This window comes from Gemmata obscuriglobus (assembly GCF_008065095.1).
Classification (GTDB): domain Bacteria; phylum Planctomycetota; class Planctomycetia; order Gemmatales; family Gemmataceae; genus Gemmata; species Gemmata obscuriglobus.
In genome coordinates, this window is record NZ_CP042911.1 from 4869666 (window position 1) to 4882125 (window position 12460).

General features: G+C 67.4%; 8 protein-coding genes and 1 pseudogene. 8 read left to right on the forward strand and 1 reads right to left on the reverse strand.

Going from position 1 to position 12460, the window contains the following annotated elements; genetic code table 11:
* Positions 1 to 777 precede the first annotated feature (777 nt).
* From GobsT_RS20145 to GobsT_RS20175, 8 genes and pseudogenes are all read left to right on the forward strand, one after another.
* Positions 778 to 1006: pseudogene (locus GobsT_RS20145) on the forward strand (type II secretion system protein); the annotation flags it as partial.
* Entirely contained in the window at positions 986 to 1150 is a 165-nt protein-coding gene (locus GobsT_RS41140; protein WP_417936417.1) for a hypothetical protein, read from the forward strand. The pseudogene GobsT_RS20145 and the gene GobsT_RS41140, both read left to right, overlap by 21 nt.
* 35 nt (positions 1151 to 1185) lie before the next feature.
* The gene (locus GobsT_RS20150) at positions 1186 to 1605 is read left to right on the forward strand and encodes a hypothetical protein (RefSeq protein WP_010040582.1); all 420 of its coding nucleotides are present in this window, start codon (positions 1186 to 1188) and stop codon (positions 1603 to 1605) included.
* On the forward strand, positions 1577 to 2146 hold the full coding sequence (locus GobsT_RS20155) for a hypothetical protein (protein ID WP_010040584.1): 570 nt from the start codon (positions 1577 to 1579) through the stop codon (positions 2144 to 2146). Before GobsT_RS20150 ends, GobsT_RS20155 begins: the two co-directional genes overlap by 29 nt.
* A gap of 492 nt (positions 2147 to 2638) precedes the next feature.
* Positions 2639 to 5491: a hypothetical protein gene (locus GobsT_RS20160; protein WP_109570978.1), complete on the forward strand. Its 2853-nt coding sequence runs from the start codon at positions 2639 to 2641 to the stop codon at positions 5489 to 5491.
* 88 nt (positions 5492 to 5579) lie between these two features.
* Positions 5580 to 6209, forward strand: a complete 630-nt coding sequence (locus GobsT_RS20165) for an RNA polymerase sigma factor (RefSeq protein ID WP_010040590.1) — start codon at positions 5580 to 5582, stop codon at positions 6207 to 6209.
* 106 nt (positions 6210 to 6315) lie between these two features.
* A complete protein-coding gene (locus tag GobsT_RS20170) occupies positions 6316 to 8583 on the forward strand; it encodes a serine/threonine-protein kinase (protein ID WP_109570977.1) in 2268 nt (755 codons plus the stop codon).
* Positions 8584 to 8669: 86 nt separating this feature from the next.
* Positions 8670 to 9686, forward strand: coding sequence for a CsgG/HfaB family protein (locus GobsT_RS20175; RefSeq protein WP_010040595.1), 1017 nt, complete (start codon positions 8670 to 8672; stop codon positions 9684 to 9686).
* A 65-nt stretch (positions 9687 to 9751) separates the two neighbouring features.
* Here the strand turns inward: GobsT_RS20175 and GobsT_RS20180 are convergent, their stop codons facing one another.
* Positions 9752 to 12364: a PAS domain S-box protein gene (locus GobsT_RS20180; RefSeq protein ID WP_162542147.1), complete on the reverse strand. Its 2613-nt coding sequence runs from the start codon at positions 12362 to 12364 to the stop codon at positions 9752 to 9754.
* Positions 12365 to 12460 lie beyond the last annotated feature (96 nt).

Genomic DNA, 12460 nt, shown 5'->3' on the forward strand with positions numbered 1-12460 from the left:
ACCTTCACGGAGCCGCGACAAGCAGAATCCGCACCACACGACTGACCAGACATTGACTTCCACTCCCAGGAACATAGCCACATTCTTGAATCAAAATGCCGCAACCTCCATCCCGACAGCAATTTGCAGCATCCGAGGCGAACACATTGAGCTGAATCCGAGTTGTCCTGGCAACCGCAACCGGGCACTCGTCTGGCCGTTTTTCGGGGTAGCAAACAACTAGCGAACTGGTAGCGGTTTGCCATCGGACTGGCAGCGAATGTCCAGTTGGCACCCCATCGGGTTCCTCCGTACTCCCGAGTTCTGCCGAGACAGCCCAAATTCCGGAGTCTAAAACGATATCCTCACTGTAAGATTTATACACTACGTCATCGCGACCCACACTGGCTCGGTGCATTTGGAACTACCACCGCCCCCACACTGAACAGATGGCAAGAGCGTGTTCGGCCGCGCCATCAAACAACCGCCTGCACATTCGCAATGTGATTTTGTTGACCGGAGGGACTCTTCCACACCTTGGCCGAGCACAAACTTCTTTGATGAATGGCCGCGACTCACGTTCACAAAGCAAGTCGCGCCATTATTGCACACCAAAGCTAATCAATTAAATTTACATTATTTACGGCATTTTGGAGAGGTGATACACCAGTCGTTCACGAAAAACGTGACCTTTCTTTTTCACCGACCATTCATGATGTGGCTTTGCATCGTCTCGCGGGCGCGGCCATTGCTCCATATCGCTTGTTTCGCTCGTGTTTCTTATCCGTGAGGGCATGTATGAAGGGCTTTCTCCGATCCCGGCGTGCCGGCTTTACGCTCATTGAACTGTTGGTGGTTATTGCAATCATCGCCATCCTGATCGGTCTGCTCCTGCCGGCCGTTCAGAAGGTCCGCGAAGCCGCATCGCGCGGCGAAGTGTCAGAACAACTTGAAGCAAGTTGGGCTGGCGATGCACAACTTCCACGATGTCTATAACGGGTTCCCGGTGGAAGGGTCGACGCAGGGGGTAAGCTGGCCGATCCGCATCCTGCCGTACATCGAGCAGGGTAACGTTTACAACTTGGTGTTCCCCCTGTTCCAGACCGCCATCAACACGGAGAAGACGGGTGGTGACGTTCTTTCCCTTCCGCCGGAAGTCTCGATGGGCTAGGATGATAGTACGCCCAGCCGAGTGCGGAGGGGTGTATGAGCGAGCGTAATTGGTCGACCTTCGCGTGCCCGAATCCGGCGTGCTCCGTGTACGGCCAGGTGGGTCAATCGAACCTGCGCCCGCACGGGTGGTCGAGCAAGCCGCGGGGCATCCGGTGCCTCCGTTGCACGGCCTGCGGGAAGAACTTTTCGGAGCGCAAAGGGACGCCCCTGTTCGGCCTCCACATGAGCGACGAGAAGGCCCTGGACATCGCCCACCACTTGGTCGAGGGCAACGGCATGCGGCCCACGGGGCGCCTGTGCGGGGGCACCCTGAACACGGTGCTCCGGTTCGCCCGCAAGGCCGGGGACCACGCCCAACGGTTCCACGACCAGATGGTCCGGCACGTCCAGCCGCAGCAGGTCCAAGCCGATGAGGCGTGGTCCTATGTGGGGAAAAAAAGACAAGAACTGTGATCCGGAGAACGCGGCCGATCGCCAACGCGGCAGTTGGTGGGACCACGTCATCCTGGACACCAGCAGCCGACTCATCGTGACCCTGGTGGTGGGGCGCCGGAACCTCGGAACGCTGGAATCGGCGTGGACCGACTTCGACGCGCGAACCGACGGCGGGTTGCCGGACCTGGTCACCACGGATGAGTACCCGGCGTATTCCACGGCCCTGCTCCGGACCTATGGGGTGCCCAAGGCCGCACTCGAATTGAGCGTCCGGGAGAAGAAGGCGTGTGACTTCGCGTCCCGGCCGGCGGTGTACTTCCCCGAGGAGATCAACCACGCGACGGTGCGCAAGGAGCGACAGGGCGGGCGCGTGGTGTCGATCGAGAAGCGGATCGTGCGGGGCACCCCGGAGGCCGTGGCCACGGCGCTGACGCGCGGATCGACACCACCCACGATCAACGTGAGCTACGTGGAGCGGTGCCACGGCACCCAGCGGCACTTCAACGCCCGCAAGGCGCGCAAGGTGTACACGTTCTCCAAGGCGCTCGCGGTCACCTAGTTGTGCGTAGTGCGGTACAACTTCGGGTGGGCCGTCCGCACGCTCCGCCAGAAGACCCACGCGAACCCGCCTCGATACCGGCCCCGCACCCCCGCGATGGTCGCCGGGATCACGGATCATCGATGGACGTTGGAAGAGATACTGACGCGACCATTGTTCCCGCCCAAGACCGCCGCAACAACGCAAACGCTCGCGAAAGCGGCTCTTGCAACGGAAGGTGAATGACGTCACCACCCGAACGCCCGACACGGCACGCGAAGCAGTAGGCGTTTCAGAAAACCCGCCGACTCAACGCACAGAACCACTCCGAGAAGTAAAATACGCACATCCGGTACGAACGCCTGCCACGAATTGGTGCCCGCGCAAGGCGTGGACGTATCGTCGTTTACTGTGCACCGCGTTCACGTCTCTGGTGTCGCCCGTGGCCTGAACACGGGGCACCAAAGCGATAGGACGTGGCGCGAGTCGCCGTTTGTCTTCAAGGATCGCCGCGTGCGCCTGAGCCTCGTCGTTCTGATTTCGGCCGTTCTGTCTACCGGACCGGTGTATGGGGCGGACCCGGTGTGCGCCCTGCTGGACCCGGACAAGCACCCGCGCGTGACCCTGTTGGAGGCCCGATTGCTCACGCAACCGGGCGCCACCTGGGTCGAGCGCACAGCGATCGATAAGGTGCTTAAGGAGCAGAAGCTTCAGGCCCTTCTTGCGCCACAAGGCGTCGGCGACCGGGTCCGGTTCGGCAAACTACTCAAAGCCGATTTGCTGGTCACCGTTCGACCGGTCACGGGGACCGGCGCAACCGCCCTCGAAGTGATCGTCAGCGAGACCGTGGGCGGGTTGCGGCTCGCGGCCAGCGCCGTGCCCGTAACCGGTGACGCCGATGCCGATGTTGCGGCGCTGCTCGCGGCGGTGCGGGCGGGCGTCGTGCGGCACGGCGAGAAGGTCACGCAGGTGGTGGCCGTTCCGCCGTTCGTCAGCAACGACCTGGAACACACTCACGACCACATGCGCGGCGCACTGGCCAAACTGGCCGAGGCCGAAGCGCTCGGGCGGAAGGGCGTCGTGGTGGTGGAACTCGCCGAGGCCGAAGCGCTGGCGAAGGAGCTCGCCCTTGCGGCCCCGGGCACCAAACTCGAGCGCCCGGCCCCGGTCTACCTCTTGGGCGAGTACCGGCACCAGGGCCAGGGCAACGAACGGACGATCGCACTGAAGCTCCGCGCCGAGCGCGCCGGTAAACCGGTCGGCAAGTCGGAAACGTTCACGCTGAAGCGCGACGCGGTGGCGGCGGCCGTGCGCAAGTGGTCGGCGGGTGCGATCGACGCGGGGACCGACGGCCCCGGCCGACAGCCCGCCGCTCCCGCAGCCGAAGCCGCGCAGCTTGCGGCTCGCGCCAAAACGGCCCTCCGGCTCGGCTACTGGGAGGAGGCCGTCGCCCTAGCGGAAGCGGCGCTCCTCGTCGATCCGACGCAGATCGACCTCCACGTGTTTGTGATGATCGCTCTCGGCGATCCGCTCCGCAAGATCCACTGGCACGAGCTGAGTTCCAGGACGGACGGCCTGAAGGCCTTTCGCCGGTTCCTGCTCCTGTACCGCCGCGGGCTCGAGCATTTGGAGGCGTTTATCGACGCCGGCGGCGACCCGTCTCGCCATACGATGCGGGGAACGGGAGTCGATCAGTTGTTCCTGTCGTACTTCCGCGGTCAGGCCTACTACTTAAGAACCGAACTCGTCACGATGCACCTGCACGCCCCGGAGGGGCCGGCGCTACTTGAAGAGGCCCGGCAGTTCGAGCGCGCCTTGTTCGCCCGGCTTCTGAAAGCCCCTCAGGTCGCTAACGCGTCCCAGGACGTTCACCTGCAGTTCGTTGCCCCCCTCCTTCACAACCTGTCGGCCGCCGAGCAGTACGCCGTTGTCGAGCGCCTGCTCGCGGGCCTGCCCGACGCCCCCGCCTCGGCGGAAAAGGCGCGCTGGTACCTGATACTGGGGTTTGATGCGTTCGACCAGCCCGAGCAGGGCCGGCCGGCGGTGTTCAGAACGGGGCCGGCTTACGAGGCGTTCAAATCTCGCGTCCTGAACGAGAAATTCCGGTTCGCGGCCGTGGCGAAAGACGAGCTGGCGCGCGCCGAAAAGCGAGAGGCGGATTCGAAGAAGTACCGGCCCCCTGCTCCAGCCACGACGAGCGCGAGAGACGTTCGCCTGACGGCTCTTAAACTGGAACTCCCGGTTCTCCCGAACCGGCCGGCGCGACCGCTCCTCGGGCTGGTGGCGGCCGGCCCGAATCTCGATGTGGCGTGGGACGGAATGGCCGTTTACGTCACGAAGGAGAAGGGGCAGTTCGAGCGACTGGCCCCATCCGCAACGTGGCCGAGCTTACCCGAGAGCGTTATTTTCGACGGAAAGTACGTGTGGGCCTCGGGCATGGACGTGAACCCCAAGATCGGGGTCACCGGCTGGTTCTTGACGGCCACAGACCCAGTTGCGGGTAAGACCTGGAACCTGACGAAAACGGACGGGTTGCCCGCCCCACCCGCGCTGACCGAGGTTCAGTGGCGCAGTGAGCGCCCGCTGGCCATCGCGGCGCTGGGACCGGGGCGCGTGTGCGTTGCCGGCGCGGCAGGCCGCGCCTGGGTGGCGACGTTAACATTTAACCCCGCGACCGGCGGGACGGCTAAGGTGCTTCACGAAGCGCGAGAGGCTCCGGACCGGCTCGAGAAGGACCAGTGGAAAAAAACGAACGTGAAGTTCATGCCGGGGTCCGTCCGCGTCCTCACGGGCGCGTCCGCGGACGGCCAACCGGTCACCCGCATCGTGGTGGGGCGGAGCATCGGCGACACCCCCGAGATCAGTGCGCGACCTCTGATCATTGATCCCGATCGAGCGACCACGGAAGTGGTACCCGACTTGCGAGTCCCGTCATTCGACCCGCGAGCCGGGAACCGCGGCAAAGGTCCTATGCTCAACGGAAAGCTGTTCTTTCAAGAACCGACCCTGTACGGCGAGCAGCGGCTGATGCGGCTCACCGTTCCCGGTCCGGTGAGCGAAGTGGTCGCCACCGGTTTGCCGCGCAATGTTTGGTTCATTCACCCGGACGGCCAGCGGTTCCATGTGATCGAGCATGTGTTCATCCCCCCGCCTGCCGGCGCACAGGCCCCCGCACGCTGGACCTCCAACTGGTGGGTGGTGGAACCGGGAGCAACCCGCGCCCGGCTCGCCGCTTCGGGGCTGCCGCACATTAGCTGGGTCGGGACCAGTGCGCACTACGGGCTCGTTGCCCTGGGTGAGTCCGACGGCCCTGACCGCACAACGAACTTCTACAAGGTTGAGGTTGCCGCCCCGGCCGGTAAGTAAGCCGCTACCCTGGCACCTTTGCCAGGCCCCAGAGCCGGCCAACGCACTTGTAAGTTGAACCGGGAACGGGAAACCACCGAACTCAGTTATGAACCCATCTCACGCGACGGGCGCGGACCCCGGGTCCACTCAGGCGGGCCTGATCGCCGGCGTTCAGCAAGGCGACCCGAGCGCCTGGCGCCAGCTCACGGCCGTCTACGGCCCGCTCGTTTACGGATGGGCACGACGGGCCGGGCTCCACAACGAGGACGCCGCCGACATCACGCAAGAGGTGTTCCGGTCGGTCGCCGCCCGCGCGTCGCGCTTCCAACACGGCCGCCCGGGCGACACCTTTCGCGGGTGGCTCTGGACCGTCACCCACAACAAGCTCCGCGACTTCTGGCGGCAGCGGGCCGTTCGCCCGCAAGCGGCCGGCGGGACCGACGCGCAGGACCGGTTACTGCTGATCGCCGAGAGCGGCTCCGACAGCCGGCCCGGGCTCGCGGCCGAATCGGAAGGGTTGCTCCGGCGGGCAATGGAACTGGTGCGGGCCGAGTTCGAGCCGCGGAGCTGGGACGCCTTCTGGCGCGCTGCCGTCGAGGGTCACCCCGGCGCGGACATCGCACGCGAGCTGGGGATGACCGTCAACGCCGTTTACATCGCCCGGTCCCGCATCCTGAACCGCCTCCGCGAGTTACTCGGCGAAGACTCCGCCGGAATCGGTGGGGCACCGCAGTGACGGACACTTCCGGCCGGAGTTATTACGCTGCAAGAACGCGTGAAAGGTGAGGCCGTTATCTTGGTTGAGCGGTCACGGGAGCCGTACCTGTACCCCGGCAGCGATCATGCGCCACGTTGCGATCAACACCTGTTGCCCGGACCGCGAGATGTGGTCCAGCTTTTATGCGGGCATGGTGCCCGCCGGCGCGATCGACGGGCTCGTTGAACACCTGGACCACTGCCCGACGTGTCAGGGCGTACTCCACGCCCTGGCCGGCGAGACGGTGGGGCAGGCCGACGCCCTGTTCGCGAACCTCCAAGGCACACCCGGCCAGGCGGACGCTTACGAGGCCGAGGCGGAGTGCCGCCGGGCGGTGGAACGCGCCCAGTTGCTGGTTCCAGGGGAAGTGAGCGAGCCCGCCACCATAACGCTCCCGAGTCAACTAGGGGAATACCGGCTGCTCCGGCTGATCGGCCGCGGCGGCATGGGGAACGTGTACCGCGCCGTACATGTCCGGCTCGGTCGCGAGGTCGCACTCAAGGTCATTCCACCGGAGCGGGTGCGGGACACGGCGCTGGCCCGGTTCCAGCGTGAGATGATCGCCCACGGGAAGCTCGACCACCCGAACGTCGTCCGAGCAACGGACGCCGGAGAGGCGAACGGGACCGCGTTCCTGGTCATGGACCTGGTGGACGGGATCGACCTCGACGGGTTAGTCCGCGGCTGCGGCCCGCTACCGGTTGCGGACGCGTGCGCACTCGCGCGGCAGGCCGCGGCCGGGCTGCACCACTTGAGCGGTCACGGCCTCGTCCACCGCGACGTGAAGCCGTTGAACCTCATGCTCGACCGCGGGGGAACGGTCAAGGTGCTCGACCTGGGGCTCGCGGCCCGCACCGACCCGGCCCCCGTGGTAGCCGAGGCCAGTACGGCGGACACGGCGCTCACCAGCGACGGACAAATTCTCGGCACGTTCGATTATTTGCCCCCAGAACAGGCGGCCCCGACCGGGACGGTCGACGCCCGGGCTGATGTGTACGGCCTGGGCTGCTCGTTGTACTTCCTGCTCACCGGCGCCGCCCCGTATGAAGGAACGGCGCACGCCACCCCGCGGAGCAAGGTTCTCGCCCACACCGTGGGGCCGGTGCCACAGGTCCGGAGCAGCCGCCCGGACGTGCCGGCGCCCCTCGCACGGGTTCTGTCGCGGATGCTGGCGAAAAACCCTGAACACCGGTTCCCGAGCGCCGACGCTGCCGCCGAGGCGCTCGCGCCGTTCTGCGCGGGCGCCGATCCGGCGAGCCTCTTGCGCCGCGCGGGGTTCGAGCCGCTTCCGTCCGCCCCCCTTCCCTTACCGACCGCGGTCCGAGCCCCACGCGCCCGGCGGGCGTGGATCGCGGCCGGCGCGTTCGTCGCGCTTCTGCTCGCCGCCGGCACGCGTCAATGGCTACCGTCCGCAACGGTCGCTCCCGCCGAGCCCCCGGCGCAACAAACCGAGCCGGCGAAACCGCCAGACCCGAAACGCGCCGCCGTTCGGGCCGTTCCGGTCGCGCTCTTGGGGTTCGACGAGCGCGGCGGGGCGGCCAGCGGGCTCGGCGGCGCCGTGAGCGACCTGCTGTTCGCAAAGCTGGTCGCGAAGCCCGGGTTTCACCTCGTCGACCGCACGGACCTGAAGAAAACGCTTGAAGAGCAGCGGCTCAGCCTCTCGGGCGCGGTCAGCCCCACCGAGGCCGTCCGGGTCGGGCAGTTAATCGGTGCCCGGCTGATCGTCACCGGCTCTGTGGTCCGGGCGGACGGGCGTCTTCACCTCGTTGCCAAGATCATCGGCACCGAGACCACACAGGTCACCGGGGCCGCTGTTGCGGGCGCGATCACCGAGGACCTGACGGCGCTCGTCGAGCGGTTGGCCGGCGCGGTCGAAGATGCGGTGAACCGGCACGGCGATCGGTTGCTCCCCGCGTCGGTTCCGGTCGCGGATCGGATCGCTGCGCTCAACAAACGGCTCGGGACCGCCCCCCGCCCGGGCGTCGGGGTGAGGACGACCGAGCGCGAGTTCGGGCTACCGGCCGCCGGCGCAGCGGCGCGAACGGAGATCACGAAATACGCAAAAGAAACGGGGTTCGAAGTAACGAGCCCGGACCGGGCGGCCGTGGTCATCACCGGCAATGCGTTCAGTGAGGTGATCGGCCGCGCCGAAGGCTTGGTGAGCGTGCGCGCGCGGGTGGAGCTGAAAGCAACGGACCGGAAAACCGGCAAGATCCTGGCGGAGGACCGGCAAACTGCGATCGTGGTCGATTTGGCCGATTCGGTCGCCGCACACGCGGCGGTTCAAAGTGCCACCGCCGAACTCGTCGAGCGATTGCTACCCCGACTCGTCACCCCCGACCCGAAGCCGTAACGCCGAACCCGGACCGCGATTCTTATGCGCCCTCCTGAAGCACCCGTCCGGGGCGGGGAGGAACAACCCGAGTGGGAGACCGAACAATGACGAGCGTGCGCATCGTGCTCGCGGTGTCTGCGGTGCTGGTGTGCGGCCTCCTCCCGGCCGCGGCCTTCGGTCACGGACCGGACAAGGTCAGCGACAAAGCCAAGGACAAGCAAACCAAAGGGGGTAAGGACAAACCCGTCCTTCCGGTGGCCCTGCTGGGCTTCGACGAGCGCGGCGCCGGCGCGAAGGGGCTCGGCCCAAAGGTCACGGACCTGTTGTTTCTGAAACTCGCGGCACGGACCGAGTTCTTTCTGGTGGACCGCGCGGACCTGAAGAAGGCGCTCGACGAGCAGGTGTTGAGCCTGACCGGTGCGGTCAAGGCCGACACGGCGGTGACGGTCGGACAACTCACCGGCGCCAAGTTGCTCATAACGGGGTCCGTGGTTCAGATCGACAAACGGGTCCACCTGATCGCCAAGGTCATCAGTTCCGAGACCGGCCGGGTGGTCGGTGCCTCCGCCGAGGGGACGCTCTCGGACGATCTTGAAGGGCTCGTAGCTCAACTTGCCAACGTGATCACCGGAGTGACAATCAAGCAACGCGACCGGCTTTTGCCCGCGCCGGTCCCGGTCGCGGACCGTACCGCCGCACTCAACCGCAAGCTCGGCAAAGCCGCCCGCCCCACGATCGCAGTGCGCGTGACCGAACGGCACGTCGGCCAACCGACCGCGGACCCGGCCGCACAGACGGAAATCACCAAACGCGCCAGGGCTCTGGCGTTCGAGGTGATCGACTTGGACGCGGACGGCGAAAGTCGTGCGGACGTGTTCGTCACGGGCGAAGGGCTCAGCGAGGCGGCCGGCCGAGTCGGGCCGCTGGTCAGTGTGCGGGCGCGCGTCGAATTAAAAGCGATCGATCGCCGAACCGGCAAAGTGCTCGCGGTGGACCGTCACACATCGGTCGTGGTCGATTCGTCCGAACAGATCGCGGGCAAGACCGCACTCCAAAGCGCGGCCGCACTCCTGGCAGAGCGTGTGCTGCCACAACTCGTTACGGTGGAAAAGAAAAAGTAACCGAGACCTGCGTACCAGCAGCATCCCATAAGCCGTAGGCGCCGCTCGGGACCAAGAGCGGCCGGTTAATCCGCACCGGCAACGGGTAGTGTGAACGCGAACGCGGCTCCGCCGCCGTCAGCCGGGCGGGCACTGAGGTGCCCGCCGTGTGCCTCGATGATGCTCCGGCTGATCGCCAACCCCAACCCGGTGCCTTGCTCCTTGGTTGTGTAAAACGGCTCGAACACCCGCTCCAGTTCGTCCGGGCGCAACCCCGTGCCGGTGTCCGCCACCTCCACCCGTACACCGTCCGGGGCGCGCCGGGTCGTAATCGCGACCATGCGCGCCCCGGGCGGCGTGCCGGTCAGCGCTTCGGTCGCGTTCCGCAGGAGGTTCAACAGCACCTGCTCGATCTGAATCCGGTCGGCCTGAACCGGCGGCAGCCCCGCCCCCAAGTCGAGGGTCACCGCAACATGATGGTGCCGCAGCTCCGGACCGGCCAGCGCGAGGGCGTCGCGCACGGGGTCGTTCAGCTCGGTCGTGGACCGGTGCGGTGCCCGCTTGCGCATGAAGTCCCGCAGCCGCCGGATGATGCGCGCGGCGCGCTCCGCCTGGGCCACCGTCAGGTCGAGTACGTCGGCCACTTCGGCCGTCGTGCCCGTGCCCCCGCGGAGCCGCAGCGCGCCGCCCCGACAGTAGTTGATCACCGCCGTGAGCGGCTGGTTCAGCTCGTGCGCCAGCACCGCCGCCATCTCACCGACCGCCACGCACCGGGCCACGTGCGCCAGTTCCGCCTGGTGCTGGTGCAGTTGCTCCTCGGCCCGCCATTGCGCGGTGGTGTCCGTGAGCGACGCCACCACAGGGAACGGTGCGCCGGTCCCCGGAAGCGCGTGAGCGTTCACAACCAGACGAACCGGCTCACCGTCCCGACCGCCGTCCAGGACCAGAACCACCCCCACGCACACGCCCCCGCCCAGGCGCACGACCTCCCACGGCAGCAGGTCCGCAGCGACCGGCAGCCCGTCCGCGCCCCGAACGCGCCCGAGCGTGTTACCGGGGCGCGTGCCGAGCAACCGATCGGTCGTGCCGCCGAAGATCCGCGCCGCGCTCTCGTTGGCCTTCAGCACCCGCCCGCCCGCGTCCAGCAGTAACACCCCTTCGTGCAGCGCCGACAGGATCAGCCGGTTGCGCTCGGCGCTCTCGCGCAGCGCCCGCTCTTGCTGCTTGCGAGCAGTGATGAACTGCATTGCGGACATGACCAGGTCCGGGGGCACGAACGAGTACGACACGAGCACGTCACCGTCCGGCCCCGCCGGCCCGACCCAGTCCACCCCGGCCCACCGGGACTCGCACTCGAACGCGCTCCGCTCCCGCAGGCACCGCGCCACGCTTGCCCGGTGGTCCGGTTGGTTCCGGTGCAGTTCCGAGAGCCGGCGCCCGAGCACCCGCGTGATTCCCCCGGCGGTGAGCCGCCGGGCGGCCTCGTTGCAGTCGGCCAGCACGAAGTCCGCCCCGTCACCTCTCCAGCACGCGGTCGCCAGTGGCGAGTTCTGGAACAGGTCACGGAAGCGGGCCTCGCTCGCGCGCAACGCGTCCGCGGCCCGAACGCGGTCGGTTACGTCCCGGCCCACCGACTGGAACCCGGTCACCCGCCCGGCGTCATCAAAGAATGCCCGGTTCGTCCACTCATGCCACCGCAGTTCGCCCCCGGCGCCGATTACCCGGTTTTCGACCGAGGCGACGGGACGCGTGGGCGTGAGCGCCGCGAGGTGCCGGGCGACGTACTCCCGCTCCGGTTCCGGGAGCAGTTCCCAGAACCGGCGCCCGAGTAGCTGTTCAGGGGTTCGGCCGAAGTACCGACAGTACGGGCCGTTAACGTACGTGAGGGTGCCATCCGGGAGGGTCCGACAGAGCAACTCTGTTTGGGCCTCGACGACGCCGCGGAACCGCTGTTCGCTCTCCGCCAGCGCCCGCTCGGCGGCGCGACGGGCGGTCACGTCGTGGTGAACCACGACCGCGCCGCCCGATTCGTTCGGGAGCGGCTTGACAACCGCCCGGTACCACCGCTCCGCTCCGCCGCTCGGGCACGGGTACTCGGCGGCGAAGCGGTCCGCCGTTCCGCTCAGCACCGCGGCCAACCCGCCGCACATCTCGGCCGCCCCTGCGGAGTTCGGCCCGGCCACCTGGCGGCACGCGTCCAGGTAGTTCGCCCCGACCGCACAGCGCTGAGCGGGGCACCCGGTCGCGCGGGCGCACTCCTCCCACCCCGCGCTCGTGGCAACAATCACCCCGGAGCGATCGACGACCGCGACCAGTTCGTCGAGCGCACCAACCACCGCCCGGCCCAGGGCCGTCTCTGTGCCCCGCGCGGGCGTAACGTGCTCCGCTCGAACCACTGCCAGCACCGCCCCGCCGTGGAACGGCCGGACCGCGACCTCAACGGGGAACTCCGTGCCGTCCTTGCGGCGCCCCCGGATGCCGGGGCGGCGGCACACGGCCTGAACGTTCTGATCGGTCGCACGCGCGAGCCGATGTCGCTCGTGGTCGCGCCGCGCGCGGTCGGGCACGAGGGCGTCGAGGTGAACGTCGCACAGTTCCCCGGGGCCGTACCCGAACAGCACCTCTGCGGGGCGGTTGGCGGAGCCGATCACGCCGTCAGGGCCAACGACCAGAACACCGTCGCTTAGCGCATCGAGCACGAGTTCCGCCGACGGCCGACCGGGGTTCGAGGGAAGGTGTGAGGTGTCTGACATAGCGCGGGGAGGACCACAAAGCGCGGCGCGTCACGTGATCGC

Bases quoted from the DNA above. Each gene is read 5' to 3' on its own strand.
- GobsT_RS20150 (WP_010040582.1), top strand. From the start codon at position 1,186: ATGAGCGAGCGTAATTGGTCGACCTTCGCGTGCCCGAATCCGGCGTGC.
- GobsT_RS20155 (WP_010040584.1), top strand. From the start codon at position 1,577: ATGTGGGGAAAAAAAGACAAGAACTGTGATCCGGAGAACGCGGCCGAT.
- GobsT_RS20165 (WP_010040590.1), top strand. From the start codon at position 5,580: ATGAACCCATCTCACGCGACGGGCGCGGACCCCGGGTCCACTCAGGCG.
- GobsT_RS20170 (WP_109570977.1), top strand. From the start codon at position 6,316: ATGCGCCACGTTGCGATCAACACCTGTTGCCCGGACCGCGAGATGTGG.
- GobsT_RS20175 (WP_010040595.1), top strand. From the start codon at position 8,670: ATGACGAGCGTGCGCATCGTGCTCGCGGTGTCTGCGGTGCTGGTGTGC.